The sequence below is a fragment of the Streptomyces sp. SCSIO ZS0520 genome, from assembly GCF_025643355.1.
Taxonomy (GTDB): domain Bacteria; phylum Actinomycetota; class Actinomycetes; order Streptomycetales; family Streptomycetaceae; genus Streptomyces; species Streptomyces physcomitrii.
In genome coordinates this window covers 3708505-3724792 of sequence record NZ_CP092644.1, presented here as the reverse complement: position 1 = coordinate 3724792, position 16288 = coordinate 3708505, and the positions used below count along the sequence as shown (strand labels likewise).

Annotated in this window: 15 protein-coding genes; 6 read left to right on the top strand and 9 right to left on the bottom strand. The window is 70.9% G+C overall.

Annotated features, from left to right (window positions below):
- Positions 1 to 41: 41 nt before the first annotated feature.
- Positions 42 to 239: a hypothetical protein gene (locus tag MID12_RS14315; protein WP_263167550.1), complete on the top strand. Its 198-nt coding sequence runs from the start codon at positions 42 to 44 to the stop codon at positions 237 to 239.
- Between the two features lie 144 nt (positions 240 to 383).
- On the opposite strand, the gene MID12_RS14310 is transcribed toward MID12_RS14315, so the two are convergent.
- The 5 genes from MID12_RS14310 to MID12_RS14290 form a co-directional block, all read right to left on the bottom strand.
- A complete protein-coding gene (locus MID12_RS14310; protein ID WP_411577059.1) occupies positions 384 to 707 on the bottom strand; it encodes a restriction endonuclease in 324 nt (107 codons plus the stop codon).
- Between the two features lie 77 nt (positions 708 to 784).
- Positions 785 to 1753 (bottom strand): hypothetical protein, encoded by a 969-nt coding sequence (locus MID12_RS14305; protein WP_263167547.1) that lies wholly within the window; start codon positions 1751 to 1753, stop codon positions 785 to 787.
- 245 nt (positions 1754 to 1998) lie between these two features.
- On the bottom strand, positions 1999 to 4410 hold the full coding sequence (locus MID12_RS14300) for a tyrosine-type recombinase/integrase (RefSeq protein WP_263167546.1): 2412 nt from the start codon (positions 4408 to 4410) through the stop codon (positions 1999 to 2001).
- 58 nt (positions 4411 to 4468) lie between these two features.
- Complete coding sequence (locus MID12_RS14295) at positions 4469 to 5572, bottom strand: tyrosine-type recombinase/integrase (protein ID WP_263167545.1); 1104 nt, start codon at positions 5570 to 5572, stop codon at positions 4469 to 4471.
- 71 nt (positions 5573 to 5643) lie between these two features.
- Complete coding sequence (locus MID12_RS14290) at positions 5644 to 6123, bottom strand: restriction endonuclease (RefSeq protein ID WP_263167543.1); 480 nt, start codon at positions 6121 to 6123, stop codon at positions 5644 to 5646.
- Between the two features lie 504 nt (positions 6124 to 6627).
- Here MID12_RS14290 and MID12_RS14285 point away from each other — a divergent pair.
- A complete protein-coding gene (locus tag MID12_RS14285) occupies positions 6628 to 7419 on the top strand; it encodes a hypothetical protein (RefSeq protein ID WP_263167542.1) in 792 nt (263 codons plus the stop codon).
- On the opposite strand, the gene MID12_RS14280 is transcribed toward MID12_RS14285, so the two are convergent.
- The 3 genes from MID12_RS14280 to MID12_RS14270 form a co-directional block, all read right to left on the bottom strand.
- Positions 7340 to 8101 carry a hypothetical protein gene (locus MID12_RS14280; protein WP_040250685.1) on the bottom strand — a complete coding sequence of 254 codons (762 nt, stop codon included), beginning with the start codon at positions 8099 to 8101 and terminating at the stop codon, positions 7340 to 7342. The genes MID12_RS14285 and MID12_RS14280 overlap by 80 nt on opposite strands.
- A gap of 293 nt (positions 8102 to 8394) precedes the next feature.
- Positions 8395 to 10290 (bottom strand): serine/threonine-protein kinase, encoded by a 1896-nt coding sequence (locus MID12_RS14275; RefSeq protein ID WP_263167539.1) that lies wholly within the window; start codon positions 10288 to 10290, stop codon positions 8395 to 8397.
- A gap of 434 nt (positions 10291 to 10724) precedes the next feature.
- On the bottom strand, positions 10725 to 11540 hold the full coding sequence (locus MID12_RS14270; protein WP_263167538.1) for a hypothetical protein: 816 nt from the start codon (positions 11538 to 11540) through the stop codon (positions 10725 to 10727).
- Positions 11541 to 11808: 268 nt separating this feature from the next.
- Here MID12_RS14270 and MID12_RS14265 point away from each other — a divergent pair, with 268 nt between their 5' ends.
- On the top strand, positions 11809 to 11961 hold the full coding sequence (locus MID12_RS14265) for a hypothetical protein (RefSeq protein ID WP_163011114.1): 153 nt from the start codon (positions 11809 to 11811) through the stop codon (positions 11959 to 11961).
- A gap of 160 nt (positions 11962 to 12121) precedes the next feature.
- On the opposite strand, the gene MID12_RS32455 is transcribed toward MID12_RS14265, so the two are convergent.
- A complete protein-coding gene (locus MID12_RS32455) occupies positions 12122 to 12658 on the bottom strand; it encodes a hypothetical protein (RefSeq protein WP_263167535.1) in 537 nt (178 codons plus the stop codon).
- Here MID12_RS32455 and MID12_RS14255 point away from each other — a divergent pair.
- The 3 genes from MID12_RS14255 (at position 12627) to MID12_RS14245 (ending at position 16200) form a co-directional block, all read left to right on the top strand.
- Positions 12627 to 13832, top strand: a complete 1206-nt coding sequence (locus MID12_RS14255) for a cupin domain-containing protein (RefSeq protein WP_263167534.1) — start codon at positions 12627 to 12629, stop codon at positions 13830 to 13832. The two genes, MID12_RS32455 and MID12_RS14255, sit on opposite strands and share 32 nt — an antisense overlap.
- A complete protein-coding gene (locus MID12_RS14250; protein ID WP_263167532.1) occupies positions 13829 to 14743 on the top strand; it encodes a sucrase ferredoxin in 915 nt (304 codons plus the stop codon). Before MID12_RS14255 ends, MID12_RS14250 begins: the two co-directional genes overlap by 4 nt.
- A 473-nt stretch (positions 14744 to 15216) precedes the next feature.
- Positions 15217 to 16200, top strand: coding sequence for an Lrp/AsnC family transcriptional regulator (locus tag MID12_RS14245; RefSeq protein WP_263173143.1), 984 nt, complete (start codon positions 15217 to 15219; stop codon positions 16198 to 16200).
- Positions 16201 to 16288: the final 88 nt, after the last annotated feature.

The following is a 16288-nucleotide window of genomic DNA, read 5'->3' as shown; positions in this document are numbered from 1 at the left end:
GGTCTCCTCACCAACCTGTCGCCTCTTCAGGGGAGTTCGCGATGACCACGCCCTGCCTCGTCCTCGGACTGCTGGCCGCCGCCCAGGTGTCCGGCCTGCTCCTGGCCCGTACCGTCAGCGCGGCCACCGCCGTGGTGCTGGCCCGCCGCGCCCTGCACGGGGCCGAGCCACGGCACCGGGCCGCCATCCTCCGCGCCCTCGCCGAGATCGTCCGCGCCCTGCGGGAGCCGGGGAGGTGACGGGCCGTCACGGGCTTCCGGACCGCGAAGCCCCTTCGACGACCTGGCCCACCGTGTCGGCGGTCCACTGGGTGTCGGCGGTCCACTGCCCGAAGCCGCGTCTTCCGCCGTGCCGGATCTGTCGCTGCCGCCTCCGCTGACGGTTCAGGACAGGGCCGAAGGGCGGCGCGGGGGCGGGATCCGGTCCAGGAGGTCCCACAGGGGGCGTGATCCGGCGGCCCATTCGGCGAGCAGGCGCCGGTCGACGAGGTGGATCCGGTGCTCCCTGCCCCAGGGGACCGCCTTCGAGGAGAACCGGCCGTTGGTCAGGACGACGGCTACGTCCGCCCCGTGGATCTGCCGGGCCGTGCCGTTGACCTGCTGGAGCACCCCCACGCCCACGGCCGAGCCCTGGTCGCCGTCCCGCCGGTGCTTGCACTGGACGGCCCTTCTCTGCACTTCACCCGATTGGCTGTACGAGCCTTGCAGGCTGCCGTCATTCGGTTAACAGACGGGCCCGTCGGTGACTTTGTGATCATGCTTGCCAACGGGCCGAGCTCCGTGCCCTACTGCTTGCTCCTAGAGCCGCGCTTCTTGGTCCTCAAGAGCCCCTTCAGGGTCACGCGGACAGTTTCGCCGGAATAGACGACGGGCTGGGGCGCGTACAGCTGCTTCGCTCGGATTGCGGCCCGGACGAGGAAAGCGCGGCTGAACTCGTAGTTCTCCCGGGTCATAAACTTCGGCTCGAACCAAAGCTCGGTGTCCGGCTCGGTCCGGCTTCCCGGCCATTGAGGGCCTCCGTGGTGCCGGGGAACCAGGCGAACAAACTTGCCGTACTCCGTGTAGTCCAGACCGAGGAGAAAGACCGGCCAGTAGTATTGCTGAACCGATATGTCGGTCTCGACAATGCCCAGGAGGGGCTCCCAGTCTGCCCCTCGGCTGGCGCGACGCAGTGCCGGCATATCCGCGTTATACAGCTCGGGCTTGATGAAGGGGTTGAAGAGCATCTGGAAAGCATCGTGAAGGTAGAGCATGGCGACAGCGATCGCATTTGTGGTGTCTAGTGCTGCCAGTTCGTCGGCTTCGTGGAGGAGTTCACGAGCGTGGGTGTCCTCAATCAGCAACTCCATGCTGATCTTGTCGAAGTCGACGTTGAAGACCATTGGCACGGTGTCTGTGAAGAAGGTCTGCACGTCCGCGCGGACCTGCTCGATCGTTGAGGTTGAGGGGATCAGACCGTGGTGCTTGAACCCGACTCGCGCGTCATTCATGCGCTTCATCGGCCCTCGACCGGGGATCACGATTTCTTTCTGCTCTTGCGTTGCCTTCCAATAGCTCTCGAAGGTCGAACTCTTCTGCAGTTCGACGCCGAGAAATCCTGTCGCTTGGTGAAGGAGGTTCTCCACCGAGTCATGGAAGAGGAGGAGGGAGTCGGCGTCGAAGGGGTGAGCCTCGTGAGAGATCCTCACTGCACGTTCGAAGAGGGCCTTTGTGTGAATCAGCCGGTTCATCTGGACTTCATCGAGCTCGCTCATGAATAATCCTTTCGTCATCGTGCTGGCAGTCTGAGATTGACAGGCGCTCGGCGCTGAATCTGCCGGGCGTCGTCACGCTAGGCCCGCAGCAGAAAGGTGAGCGTGAGGCCAATCCCGCCGAGCTGGCCCACCCGATCTTCTACGACGGTGCGCTGACGGCCCATCACTAGATGATCCCCTAGCTCATCGAGCCGCGCGAGCACTTTTGGGTTGACCTGGAGCACGAGGCGCCGCGTGTGCGGGGGTCACGGTTCCTGTCGCTGGCGGGCTTGAGGCAGGCCGAGGTGGACGGCGGTTCGCTGCCTGATCCGTTCGGCTTCGATGCGCTTGCCGCGCAGGAAGGTCAGCGTCTTGTCGATGCCGTCGATCTCGCCGAGCCATCCCTCGTTCTCGGCTCTCTTGCGGCGTAGGACGAGGTCCTTTTCGAGTTCGTCGAGCCGATGCAGCATCTTGGGATTGATCTGCAGGACTGGGCAGCGGATGCAGGCGTGTTCGTGCTGGCAGGGGGTGCCGTAAGGGCGAGCACAGTTGCCGAGTTCGACCTTGCGCTTCTCGAAGTGCTCCTCGAACTCGGTCCATTCCTGCTCGGTGACCTCGCAGTATTCCGCGGGCGGTCGCAGGGTTCTCCGGTTGTTGAGAAACTGCTGGTAGTGGGCGACTACGTCTTCGTTGAAGACCGCAACGTATCCCTGTGTCGTTTGCAGATTCATGTGTCCGAGCAGAGCGGCTCCGATATGGATGGGAAGCCCGCCGTTGACGACTTCGGTGGCGAATAGCCTTCGGAAATCGTGGGGTGTGAAGGTCAGGCCGGCGAATGCCTTATTCGTCTCGCCGATCTCCTGGCAGGTCCGGCGGAGCATGTTGAGCATTGTGCCAGTGGCCAGGACACTGCGGATGCTACCGATCTGACGCTGGAAGAGGAATGGCATCTGCTCCGACCACAGTTTGTCGTGTCCGTCGTAGCGGCTGACGAGCGGGATCGTCCGGCCTTCTCTGGTGTGACGGCGGATGATCTGGGCGATGGCGTGGAAGAGCTCGGCGGACATGGGGATGACGCGTTCGCGATCGTTCTTGGACGGTGCAATCACCAGCAGGGCAATGATCTCGCCGTTCGGGCGCTCGTATTGCCGAACGCTCAGGTGTGTGAGCTCGGACAATTCCTCGATCCGAATGCCGCTGTGTCGAAGCACTTCGACGGCGGTCCATTCCCAGAAGGCGGTGTCTTCGGCCAGGGTGACGTTGGTGGTTTCGCCGGTGGTCTTGTCCAGGACACGGACGGGTGGTTCGTCTTCGACCTGGAAGAGTCGTTGGTCCTTCTTGGAATTGGTGCGGCGGTATTGGCGCCCCTGGAACTCGAAGGCTTCGCCGAGACCGACGGCCCGTCCGGCTTCCAGTAGGCCAGCGAGCTTCTCGTGTCGTTCCTCGACGTACTTCACCAGCGTGGGCAGCAGCGGCTGCCGCTGGCGGGTGCGGTCGGCCATCCGCTGGTTGATCTCGCGCCGGCGCTTGGAGAATCCCTTTAGTTCTTGTGGGCGGATCGGGCATGGGACGACCCAGTGTGCCCATCGTTCGGGTTCCTCAACTGCCCAGCTCTGCAGGTCGAGGTAGAAGCCGCGGATCGCGAGGAGAATTTGCTCGACGTTCTTGCGCTCCTTTGTTTGGTCCCGCTCCCAGTAGGTAATCTCCGTCCGCCACTGGTCGTAGACGTCCTGGCTGAGGTTCAGGTCGGCCTGGTCGGGGTTGATCTTCTCGACCTTCGCCCAGAAGGTGCCGGTCAGGATCCGGGCCAGACCGTCGCGGGTGTTGTAGTCGGTGTCCGCCTGGCGCCGCACGATGTAGTCGATGATCAGTTGGCGGATCCCCTGGTGACGGATCGGATAGCGGTCGATCATCTGCTCAGGTGTGAGCTGTCCGTTGTAGATGAACTTCCGCAGGGTCGTCGGTGTTCCGGGCGGGAAATGTCCCGTGGAGTGCAGGATTTCCCAGGCACCAAGGGCGCCGAAGCGGGTGGTGTCCTTGTTCGCGCCGTGAGTGACGCCCAGTCGGCGGCACTCCAGCGAGTAGTGGAGCAAGGCGGACGGTGTCAGATCCGCGAGCGCGATGCCCTGGGTGGACAAAGCACAGGAGACATCGAACTTGGCCCGGATCCGGTTGCCGTGACCGAGTTCGGAGCGGGCGTCGACGGCGGCGAAGTACGCGTCCAACCCGGGATCGCGATTGGCCTGTCGGAAGGCGTCGGGGAAGTCAGAGAAGACGTTGGCCCTGAAGCCGCCCAGCGTCGGCTGGATCACCCGCATGCAGAAGGCCATCTTGGCAGCCGAGGTCAGGTCGTAGCCGTCCCGGCCTCCAGGGGTCACCAGGCTATTGACCGGCAGGGCCTTGTCCCCGTTGAATCCACTCGCTTCCCACCGGGCCTGCCACGTGGCCCCGGGCAGCGTTTCCAAGTGCCCGAACAGCAGCCGCAGCCCGCGGCGGCGCTTCTCATAGGTGGAGTGAGTACGGCCGGGGATCACGTCCTTGACCAGCGAGCACAGCTCCGGGATTGATGCCTGGGACAGATCGCCGAACGGAGCAGGCGGATGTTCCGGCCTCGGCGCCGGTGCAGCCTTGACGGCGGCGTCCGGGAACCTGGTGGGCACCGGCTCGTCGAACTCCACGTCACGCAAGACCGTCCTGCGGTTGCGGGCGGTGTAGGTCGGTGTGAGAGTGCCGCGGCTAACCACCGAACACCGCCTGGATGTCGGCCGGGTCGTATCCGACGGCGAAGGTCCGCTCGACGCGGGGCCTGTTGTAGTGCTCCTGGAGCTTGTCGAAGAGGTCCTCGATGCGGGTGTTGAGGTAGATGCCCGTGGTCGCCAGGGCGGTGTGTCGCATGATCGCGCGTACTTCCGAGAGAGTGAGGCTGGGGTCATTCGCCATCCGCTGAGCGGCGGTGTGGCGCAGGTCGTGCAGGGTCCAGTTGGTGCCAAGCTTGGTGTTCGCGCGCTGCAGGATGCGGCGCATGGCCCAGTAGGTCAGCGGCTTCTCGGCACCGTGCCGAGTCCGCCAGAGCGGCTCGCCCGAGTCCGGGGTGCCAGCCTGGTCGAGGTATGCGGCCAGGAGCAGGAAGCCCTGTGGGCTGGCCGGCACCGGTTCGCGCACGTTGGTGCCCTTGGAGATGACGTAGAGCTGCTGGCCGGACCAGTCGACGTCACCAAGGGTGATGCCCAGCAGTTCGCTCGCGCGGGCTCCGCTGGAGACGTAGAGCTGCAGTAGGGCGCGGTCACGGTCGTGGTTCATGGCCGCGAACAACTCGTCCCACATCGCGTCGGGGATTGCCCGCGGGTGCTTCTGCTGGGTGCGTTGGCGTAGCCGAGCGCGGCGATGCAACGGTGCGGGGCTGTCCGGGTCACGGTGCGCAAGGGCCCGACGGCGCTGAACAGACTCCGGCACCGGGTTCATGACAGGGCCGCGGCCGTAGTGACGGTGAAAGGCATAGAAGCCACTAACGACGGTCAACGCGTGGTTGATGGTCGTCGGCGCATAGCCGGCCTTGAGGCACTGCTTGCCGGTGCGCGGGTTCACCGACCCGGGTGGCGGTGCCATGGGGTCACTGCGGCGGCGCTGCGGATTCTTGGCCGTACGTAGCCAGCCGACCAGTGCCGCGGCTTCCGCCTCCGTCGCCTTTTCCCAGTCGACGCCCAGCATCCACAGCAGCCGGAACCATCGCAGCAGGTCATGGGCATAACTCCGGCTGGTTGCAGGGCTGTTGTCGCCGAGAGCCAGATCCTTCAGGTACGACTCGACCGGAGAGACCAGGGCGCCGTCGACGTCGGCCACGGCATACGGCGGGTGCTGGCGAGGAAGCTGGACCACAGAACCAATCCGGGGGACATCCAACCGCCCCTCGATCAGTTCACGGTGAAGATCTCTTTGCAACGAAGCTCCTTGGGCAGGCTCTGCATCAACCCACCCAACGACCCAACCGAGGTGCAGTTAACAGACCATATGCGACCGGAGGGGTCGACCGCCCGTACATCGCAGGCGTTGTCCCCCGCGCCGCCGAGCTGCTCCGCCGCGCAGCCGTCCCGGCGCATCAAGTCCCGTATCGCGAACTCGAAGGACCGGTGGTCCAGCGCGTCCAGCTCGGCGATACGCAGCCGCAGCGCCCTGGACCGCGCCCGCTCCCACTCCGCCCGCTGCCGTGCCCGCTGCCCCACGAAGGCACCGGCGGCCGCGGCAAGGACGCCCAGGCCGAGGAGTATCCACCAGTGGGACAGGAGCCATGGCAGCACCACCACGGCCGCGCACATCGCCGCCCCGACCTTCAGCCAGAGGGGAACTGGTTGCGCACGCCGCCGGGAACGGCGCACCGGACCGCGCCTCCTCATGGCACAACTCCCTTCGTTCGCAAGCCTGTTGGCGCATCGCCTCACCATGCGTCCGCCGCACCCGCGCGGCCCGTACGTCCGCCCTCCGCGCGACTCGTACGGGCAGCTCGTACGGCTCGTTCGTACGGCAGCTCGTACAGCTCGTATGAGAGCACGGGGGTCTGACAGCGGGTCATCCCGCTGTCACGGCAGGTGACGGATTTCGGTCAGTCGCGGGCTGTCGGCGGCCCGGGTGGGAGGGCTCTGAGCAGGTGAAAGGTGAAGCGGGCGCGCTGCTTTCGGCCGATTCACCTGTCCGCGGGCCGGTTTGTCCGGGGTGGGGACGGAGGGGGAGGGGAGGTGAGGACGCGGCTGCCCGGGACCCCTCCCCGCCGACACCCGATAGGCAGTCCTCATCGGGCCTCATCGGGCCTCATCGGGGCAGGGCGCGTCAACGCAGGACAGGGCACGTCAGGGCAGGACAGGGCGCGTCAGAGCAGGGGCGAGCGAGTGGGGAGGGTGGGCATGAGGCGCAGGTGCTCCGCGGTCCTCTCCGCACGCGGCGGCGTACGGGTACCCGCGTCGGCAGCCGCATGCGCCTTCGTCCTCGCCCTTGTTCTCGCCCTCGTCCTCGTACTGGTCGGGGCCCTGGTGTCCGGCTGCGGTCCCCGGGCGGCGGAGGGGTCGCGGGAGGGGCTGCTGCGGGAGTACCGGGAGTCGACCGCGGTGAAGAACGACAAGTTCGCCGGGGCGGGCGAGAGCAGTGCGGACCGGCGGGCGAACTTCGCCGCCTACTACACGCCCCGGGCGCTGCTCTCCGCGCTGCTCTCGGCCACGCCGTGCCGGGCCGCCGCCGGTTGCCCCGCGAGCGCGGCGGCGGGGCGGGCGGTGCGGGAGTTCGCCGGGGCAGGCGGGCGGGCCTTCGAGCGTGCGGTGCTGGTCCGGCACGGGGACGGCTCGCTGGAGCTGATCACGCTCTACGTGGCGCGCAGGTCCGACGGCACGGCCGCGCTCGTCGACTTCCGCGGCGGCACCTACCCGGGCGGACTCGACGACTTCCGCCGCCACAACGCGCTGCTCGGCCCGGAGGATCTGGTCCTCACCCCGCGGGACCCCACCGTCGTGCACGGCGGCGGCGCCGTGGTCGCGGTCTCCGGCCACACCCCGCGGAACTGGCTGCCCTGGCTGATCGGCGCGAGCACCGCCGTGATGGCGGCGGCGACGGCCCTCGCCGCGGTCAGGCGGCGTCGATCAGCGCCAGGTCCATGGGGACGAGCGTCGTCGAGGCGAGCAGGGCGCGCAGCAGATGGTCGTTGAGCGCGTTGCCGACGGGTTCGCCGACCTCCTCGCGGGTCAGCCAGGGCACCCCGTCGCGGGACAGCCGCACCCGTACGCCGTTGACCAGGTGCTCGACCCGCTTGTCCGTCCAGCCCTCGCCCGGCTGCACGGCGGCGAGTTCGGCGGCCGTCTGCCGCCAGGTCAGCGGCTGCGGCCGGGGGTCGTGCGCGAGGTAGCGGCGGCCGAGGACGACGAGGGCGAGCCGCTCCTGCTCGGTCAGGACCCAGACCCGGGGCGGGCGGGTGACCTCGGTGTGCCGGGGGCCGGGGCGTTCGGTCTCCGGGCCGGTGACGAAGACCTCCATCAGGTGCTCGCGGCCCCGGGTGCCGCCGATGAACAGCGGGGTGTAGCCGGTGCCGAGCGGCAGCGGCTCCTCGTGCCGGAAGAGCAGCCGGGACTCGGCGAGGCGCAGCGGCAGGCGGCCGACGTTCCCCACCCACCAGCGCCCGTCCCGGTGGGTCAGGGTGCCCTGGTGGCGGCTGACCTGGGAGTCGTCCTCACCGAGGCAGACGTGCACCTCGGGCCGGTTGCGGCCGAAGAGGACCTCGCGGCCCTCGCCGGGGCCCAGCGTCATCCCGCCGGTCAGCGCGAGCGCGAACAGGGTCCCGGGCAGCGGCGCGGAGGCACCCCGGGCGAGGCTGCCGTGCGTGGCGGGCAGCAACCGCCCGCCACCGGGCGGCCGCCCGCCCCCTCCGGCACCCGTACCGCGCGGCTGCCCGGATCCCGGCACGTGTTCCGTGCCCTGCGTCTCACCTGTGCCCCGCATCTGCCCCACTCCCCGTGCCTGTCCCACTCTCCCCGCACCTGCCCCGCTGCCCGCACCTGCCCCGCTGCCCGTGTCTGTCCCGCTGCTCGTGTCTGTCCCGCTTCCCGCACCTGCCCCGCTGCCCGTGTCTGTCCCGCTCCCCGTGTCTGTCCCGCTTCCCGCATACGCCGGTTTCGGCCCCGGAAGTCTCACTTCCCCGGCAGTTGGTCGTCGACGGCTCGTGCGGCCTCGGCGGTGAGGGTGGTGGCGGTGTCGCACAGGCGCTTGGTGGATCCTGAGCCGTACACGGTCAGCTGGAGCAGTTCGACGGTGCGGTCACCGGCGGAGTTGCGGTAGGTGCGGTGTGCGAGCCGGGCGGTGCAGCTGTCCTCGCCCGCCTCCTCGGGGGCGAGGTAGCCGCGCTCGCCGCCGATGTCGACCGCTTTCCCGTCGTCCTCCAGGGCGTTGTCCCGGCTGAACTGGAGCTCCACCTCGCCGGGGCCGTCGTCGCCGAACCAGTCGCAGCTCCAGGCGCCGAAGCCCGGATCCACGTTCTCCGGGTCGACGCCCGGGACCCGCTTGAGCGAGGCGTCGTCGAGCAGGGTGCAGGCGTCCGCCCGGGCGAGCGAGTCGGGTGCGGGGGAGGCGGTACGGCGGGGTACCGGGCCGTCGTCCAGGATGCCGAGGACATGGTCGGTGGCGGCGTCGGCCAGCTGGCAGGGGTCGGGTGAGGGCGAGCCGAGCCGCTTGCCGACGACCCGGATCTGCCGGTGGTCGGTGGTGGCGAGGGCCCGCTCGCAGTATCTCCCGTCCCGCGGCAGGGTCGTCACGCGCAGCCCGCCCACCTCGCGGGTCGACACCTCACCCTCGTAGGTGTCCAGGTCCGCGTCGAAGTTGACCTCCACATCGGCGACTTCGTCCCCGCTGCCGTTGCGCAGCAGGACGTCGCAGCGGTCGATCTCCCCGTAGTCCGGGTCCATGGCGGCGTCGCCGAAGCGGCTCAGGGAGGCGGCGGCCAGCAGTCTGCAGGGGTCGGCGGTACGGGGATCGCCGAGGGCGCCGGGCCGCGCGGTGGCCGGGGCCGCCGTCCCGGTGGGGCCGCCCTCGCCGCCGTCCTCGGAGCCCCAGGGGCCGAAGAGGAGGAGACCGGCGGTGACCGCGCCCGCGGTGACCAGGGCGAGCGCCGCGAGTGCCAGGGGGCGCCGGCGTCGGCGTACCGGGCGCGGCAGCCGCAGCGTCAGCGAGGGGAGCCCGATGGTGCGCCGGTCCGCAAGCTGCTCCTGGACGTGCGGGGGCGGCGCGGCGGCGCGACCGAGCAGGCGCCGGGCCCGGGCGGCGTCCGGGCGCTGCCGGGGCTCCGCCTCCAGGAGAGCGGCGAGCGGCTCGGCCAACGGGCCCGCCCGGCGCGCGGGTTCGCGGTGGCCCTCGATCGCCCGGGCCAGATACGCCATGGGGTGCTCGGCCTCCCCGTACGGCGACTGGCCCTCCACCGCCGCGAAGAGCGAGGCGCCGAGCGAGAAGACGTCGGACTTCTCACCGGCCGGCTTGCCCCTGGCGACCTCGGGGGCGAGATAGCGGGGCTTGCCGCGCACCCCGCCCGTCACGCTCTGGGTGGCATCGCTCCACAGGGCGCGGGAGATCCCGAAGTCGGTCAGCCGGGCGAGGCCGTCCTCGGTGACGAGGATGTTCTCCGGGGTGACATCGCCGTGCACCACGCCCTCGGCGTGCGACTTCGCCAGCGCGTCCGCGATCTGGCAGCCGATCGAACCGGCCTCCTCGGGGCTGAGCGGTCCCCGGTCGTCCATGAGCTGGGCGAGGCTGCGCGAGGGCACGTACTCCATGACGATCCAGCAGTCGGCGCCCTGGTCGACGAAGTCGAAGACGCCGACGATGTTCGGGTGGTGCAGCCGCCCGGCGTTGCGCGCCTCCGCGATCAGGCGCTGGGTGGCCCGGGGGTCGTCCAGGCGCGCGCACTTGACGGCGACCTCGCGCCGGAGCCGTTCGTCCCAGGCCCGCCAGACGACGCCCATCCCGCCTCTGCCGATGGCCTCCCGCAGGACGTACCGGCCGACGATCTTGTCGCCGTCCTCCGGCGTCGACAGCACCGCGCTCCCCCTCGCCCCGGGCCCGCCCGCCCACGGGCACGGCCATGACTCACGGTGACGGAGTGTACTCAGCCCCCCGTGCCCCCACACCGCCTGGCGAGGACCGCCGCACAACCCTCACATGGGGACGGGTGTGACGGGCGGGGCGGGCGAGAGGGGAGGAGGGGGGGCGGGTGCGGCGGGGGGCGGTTCACTCGAAGGGGCCGGGCCGGAGAACTCGGAGAGTCCGGAGGACTCGGAAGAACCGGAGAACTCGGAAGGACCAGAGGCTTGTTACTGAGCCGTGGACCAAGGTCGAGATGTTCCTGAGACCGCGGTTCACGGCGTCCGGCGTGAGCGGTACCAGGGCGACCGGCCCGGCCGTTCCTGCTGCTCCGGTGCCGACTGCTCGGCTTCCGCCGCGGCCTCGTTCCGCTCGGCCAGTACGGAGCGGATCAAGTCCTCGGCCGCGCCGAGGCGTTGGCGCAGCTCGCGGACCTCCGTCTCCGCCGCGGTGCGTCCGGCGAGGGTGGCCTGCCGCCGGCTCTCCTCGTCCCGGCCCCAGGCGAAGTACAGTTCCGCCCGCCGCGCGTGGGGACCGCAGAGGGTCCCCAGAAGGGACAGCCGCTCGTCGCGTACGGAACGCAACTCGTCCTGAAGGGCTCGATGCGCCGACTGTGTTCGCGCAACTCCGTTTCCAGCTGCCGGACTTGTCGGCTCAGCTCCTCATTGCGCCCCCGCTCGTGGCCCAACTGCTCGTGCAGCCGGGCCAGATGGTCGCTGAGATCGGCGTGGGTCCCCAGGGCGCGCAGCAACTCCTTGCGGGTCTCGCCCTCGCGGCGGCTGCGTTCGGTCGCCCGCTCGTGCAGGTCCTCCTCCGCCGTGTCGAGTTCGGGAATGCTCAAGTCCCGCGTGGACAAGGGGTGTTGGTGTTCCTCCACGGCGGACAAGGGCTCCTCGGGCGCCCCCTCCCAGGCGTGCGCCTTCGGCAGGACCAGCGGCGACACCTCGTCGCGTACGGCGACCCAGAGAGCCCGGAACTCCTCCCGGTCGCCGCCCAGTGCCTCCACCCACAGCTCCAGCGGCCCCCAGGCGGGCGGGGTCTCGCAGCGCAGCACCTTGCCCGCCGTGGCATGGCTGATGGCCGTCCCGGTGCGCTGCGCGATGACCCGGTAACTCGGCTCCCCGGCCTGCCGGTGCAGCAGTTCGATCCGGTACTTCAGCCGCGCCGGCGCGGGCCCCGGCGGAGGCTGGGAGGCTGCCGATGCCATCGTTCCCCTCTCGGTGTCCGCGGGCGGGTGCGGGACGGGCACCCGATCCTCGCAGGAGGCGGGCACGGACCGTGCGGCATGGGGCGGGCCGGTGCGTGGAAAGCCATGTCAACCTCTGTAAAGCGATGGCACAAGACGGCACAACACGGCGGCTCCGGGTACGAGTCCGGCAGCGCGCGGAAGTTTCCGCACCGGCCGCCAGGACGGGCCGCACCGTGGAGGAGCCGAGCACGACCGGGCCGGATGCCCTTTCTCCCGGAGCCCGCCGATGTTCTCTCTCGCCCTGCTGCCGCTGGTCGCCCCGGCGGCCGTCTGCCTGCTCGTCTGCCTCCTCAGCTGCGTCTACCTGTGGTCCGGTGACACCGCCCGCCGCTCCCGCGCCTGGCGCCTGCTGCGGGCGCTGCTGGGCCGGACGCCGTAGACCCGGACGCACCCGGCTCCCCTGAGCGGCGATCCCAGGGGTGTCCAGGCGCCCCCGTACCGCCCGAGTCGTCCCCCCGTAGCAGCGGAGTTATGGTGCGAAGGCGGGCATTTCCCTGCAATGTGCCTGGTGAGTGCCCGCGACATCAGGCTCCGGGAACTCACGAGTCGCCGAGCGAACGGTCCGGGAACGAAATGGAACGAACGGCCCGGGAGCGGAACGGTCCGCGAGCGAACTGTCGAAGAGCCAACGGTCGAAGAGCGAACTTCGGAGGGCAACGATGACGCATCCCGAGAACGAAGGTCCCGCAGACGGTGGCGCGGCCGGTACGCCGGGTGTCCACGACGGCGGTGCCGACGGTGGGGCCGAGGGTCCCGCGGACGGCGGTGCGGCGGGCAAGCCGGGGGTCCAGGACGGTGGTGCCGACGGTGGGGCCGAGGGCCCGGCGGACGGTGGCGCGGCGGGTACGCCCGGAGTCCACGACGGTGGTGCCGATGGTGGGGCCGAGGGTCCCGCGGATGGTGGCGCGGCGGGTACGCCCGGGGTTCATGACGGCGGTGCCGATGGTGGGGCCGAGGGTCCGGCGGACGGTGGCGCGGCAGGCACTCCCGGCGTGCACGACGGTGGCGCCGACGGCGAGGCCGACCGTTCCTGAGCGCCTCGTCTTGAGCGCCTCGCGAACCGCACTCCAGGACACCGGCACGGAGGACGCCGGTGTCCTGGAGTCTCGTCTGACCAGGCTGAGCCGGGAGGAGTTCGCCCGCGAGGTCTGGTCCCGTACGGCGCTGCTGACCCGGGGCGCGAGCGACTTCTCCGATCTGTTCTCCGCGGCCGCGGTCGACGAGCTGGTCTCGCGCCGGGGGCTGCGCACGCCGTTCCTCCGGGTCGCCAAGGACGGCTCGACGCTGCCGGAGGCCTCCTTCACCTCGCCCGCGGGGGCCGGGGCCGCCATCGCCGACCAGCTCGACGACACCGCCCTGTGGCGGGCCTTCGCCGACGGGGCCACGCTCGTCCTCCAGGCGCTGCACCGCACCTGGGAGCCGGTCGCCGGGCTCGTCTCCGCGCTCGGCACCGAGCTGGGACACCCGGTGCAGGCCAACGCCTATGCGACCCCGCCGGACAACCGCGGCTTCGACGCGCACTACGACGTCCACGATGTCTTCGTCCTGCAGATCGAGGGCACCAAGCGGTGGACCGTCCACGAGCCCGTCCTGCCCGATCCGCTGCGCGACCAGCCGTGGACCGGGCACCGGGCGGCCGTCGCCGAAGCGGCCGCGCACGGCACGCCGCACCTGGACACCGTGCTCCGCGCCGGCGACGTCCTCTATCTGCCGCGCGGCTGGCTGCACTCCGCCGAGGCCCGGGGCGAGGTCTCGGTGCACCTCACCCTCGGGGTCCACGCCTGGACCCGCCACTCACTGGCCGAGCAGCTCGCCCGGGCCGCCCTCGCGGCGCTCGGCGAGGACCCCGCCGCGCGCCGGGCGCTGCCGCTGGGCGCGGAGGGCCTCGGCGAGGAGCTGGACCTGGTCCGTACCCGCCTGCTCGCCGCGGTGGCCGAGGCCGATCCCGAGCCGCTGTTCCACCGCGCCCGGCGCAGCCAGGCCCGCCCGGCGCCGCTCGGCCCCCTGGCCCAGCTCACGGCCTTGCGGGCGCTCGGCCCGCGCTCGCCGGTGCGCCTGCGGAAGGCGCTGGAACCGCGGTGGGAGGGGACCCGGCTGGTCACCCGGGTGGGCTGGCTCGACTTCGCGGAGGCCGACCTCGCGCCGGTGGCCCGGCTGCTCGACGGGCGGATCCGTACCGCCGGCGAGCTCGGCCTCGAACGTGCCGAGCGGCTGCTGCGCGCGGGCGTCCTGGTGCCCGCCGACCGGTGACCGCGCCCGGACGGGAGGGCCGGGCGGAGCGGTTCTTCTGCGCCGACGCCGCACGGGTGCGCGGCGACCCCCTGGCGGGCACCGCGCCCTTCGGCTCGGTCTGGGTCCTGGTCGAGTACCGGCGCAGCTGGCCCACCAACGGCTTCGACGGCCTCGCCCTCGACCCGGCGACCAAGGCGCGCGTGTTCACCGCCGCCCAGGCACTGCGCGCCCGGATCCTCCTCATCCGACGGCACGGCCGCCGCCGCCCCGAGGAGCCCACCCGCTGGGCGGTACTGCGCCACGACGCCTCCGGCGACCTCCACCAGCAGTGGGGCGTCTGGCAGCGGGACGAGGACCTGGCCCAGATCGCCACCGCCCTCGAAACACCCGGGAAGCCGGACCGTACGCCGGTGATCCTGGTCTGCGCCCACGGCAGGCACGACGCCTGCTGCGCCGTCCGCGGACGCCCCGTGGGCCGGGTCCTCAGCGCGCGCTGGCCCGACCTGGTGTGGGAGTGCACCCATGTGGGCGGCGACCGATTCGCCGCCAACCTCGTCCTCGTCCCCGACGGCGTCTACTACGGCAACCTCGACGCCGCCGCCTCGCTCACCGTGGTCGAGGAACACCTGGCCGACCGCATCCACGCCGACCACCTGCGCGGCTACACCACCCTCTTCCCACCCCAGCAGGCCGCCGTCGCCGCGGCGCTCGCCCGCTTCGGCCCGGCGGGCAGATACGACTACGCGGTCACCGGCACGGTCCGCGAGGACACCACCTGGCACATCCGCCTCCTGGGCCGCCCCCCGCACCCGCCGCACCTCGAGGTCCGGGTACGCGCCCACCGCACGCCCCCGCGCCAACTGACGTGCCGGGGGGCGGCCAGGAGTTCGGCCGTGGTGTACGAGGCGGTGTCGGTGCGGGTGGGGTGAGGTGCCGGGCGCTTTCCCTCCCCTTCGCCGAACGGCCGGTTCTCCGACGGCCGGTTCTCCGACGGCCGGTTCTCCGACGGCCGGAAGCACAGCCGGTCTCCACCGGCCTGCCTCCGCACTCCCCGCACTCCCTGCCGCCGCCTGTCGCCCGCGCCATGGTGCGCCCGGCCCGCCCCGATCCCGGCGGGCTCACGCCGACCGACCGTGCCCCGTACCCCGAGACCCGGCGTCCCCCCCCGCCGACTCGGCCACCTCCAAGATCCCCACCAAAAAAATCCACCCCCTCCCTGCCGCGATCCTGCACGCCCCGCCGTCCGCACCCCCGGCAGTCGATCTGCGGTTTTCCCCTCCGCCACCGCGTCCTGGCGAGGGAGATCATCGAAGTGGGGCGTCTGCGTGCAGGATTTCGGCATTGACCGGTTTCGGGCCGGGTGATTAGCGTCCCCGCCATGAGAACCCGTTCCCACGCCGGCATGATCGACGAGCTGGACCGCCGCGTCATCGCCGCGCTCCAGCTCAACGGCCGTGCCTCGTGGAACGCCATCTCCCGCTGGGTGGGAGCCAGCGAGACCACCGTTCAGCGGCGCTACCAGGCGCTGCGCCACCGCAAGCTCGTGCACGTGGTCGGTGCGCTGGAGCTGGACCGTACCGAGAGCGGTTCCTCCATGCTGGTACGGGTGCACGCCAAGCCGGGCAAGGGGCTGGAGCTGGCCGAGCTGCTGGCCTCCTGTCCCGAGACGCGGTTCCTGGCCGTGGTCACCGGCACGGCCGACCTGATCGTCGACTTCGTCGCCCAGGACAACGAGCAGCTCATGAGGCTGCTCTTCACCGACCTGCCGGGCGCCCACCTGATGACGAGCACCGAGTGCGTCGCCGTGATCCGCAGCTTCACCTCGGCGGCGATGTGGGACACCGGCCTGCTGCCCCCCGAGGCGGCCGCGGAGCTGCGGCCCGCCACCCTCGCACCACCGTGCGACCGCGACGACTGGGACCGTACGCCACAAGCGCTCTCCGGTCTCGAAGCGGCCGTCGCGGAGGCGCTCGCCGAGGACGGCCGGATGCCGGTCAGCGCGCTGGCCCGGCGGCTGGAGCGCGGCGAGTCCAGCGTCTCGCGCGCCCTCGACCGGCTGGTGGAGCGGGGGATCCTGCACTTCCGCACCCTGGTCGAACCCGCACTGCTCGGCTACCAGGCCGAGTTCATGGTCTGGCTCTCGATCGAGCCGGACCAGCTCGACGCCGCGGGCCGCCAGCTCGCACGTCATCCGGGGACCAAGTTCCTGGCCGCGGCCACCGGCCGGTTCAACCTGGTCGGCCACATGGTCCTGCCCCGCCGTACCGATCTGTTCCCCTACACCGGCGAGGTCATCGGCGCTCTGCCGGGACTCAACGCCTCCGACGTCACGGTGCACCTCGCCACCCTCAAGGGGGCGTGGACCCGGCTGGACCAGGTCGGCTGACCCCGCCCGCCACCCGGCCCCCGCCCCGCGCACGGCCGTGACCGCGCACCTCCGCACATCTGCATATCTCCCGTACCGGCCGTCCCGC

Bases quoted from the DNA above. Each gene is read 5' to 3' on its own strand.
- MID12_RS14245 (WP_263173143.1), top strand. From the start codon at position 15,217: ATGATCGACGAGCTGGACCGCCGCGTCATCGCCGCGCTCCAGCTCAAC.
- MID12_RS14285 (WP_263167542.1), top strand. From the start codon at position 6,628: ATGAGGCGCAGGTGCTCCGCGGTCCTCTCCGCACGCGGCGGCGTACGG.
- MID12_RS14265 (WP_163011114.1), top strand. From the start codon at position 11,809: ATGTTCTCTCTCGCCCTGCTGCCGCTGGTCGCCCCGGCGGCCGTCTGC.
- MID12_RS14270 (WP_263167538.1), bottom strand. From the start codon at position 11,540: ATGGCATCGGCAGCCTCCCAGCCTCCGCCGGGGCCCGCGCCGGCGCGG.
- MID12_RS14305 (WP_263167547.1), bottom strand. From the start codon at position 1,753: ATGAGCGAGCTCGATGAAGTCCAGATGAACCGGCTGATTCACACAAAG.
- MID12_RS14315 (WP_263167550.1), top strand. From the start codon at position 42: ATGACCACGCCCTGCCTCGTCCTCGGACTGCTGGCCGCCGCCCAGGTG.
- MID12_RS14290 (WP_263167543.1), bottom strand. From the start codon at position 6,123: ATGAGGAGGCGCGGTCCGGTGCGCCGTTCCCGGCGGCGTGCGCAACCA.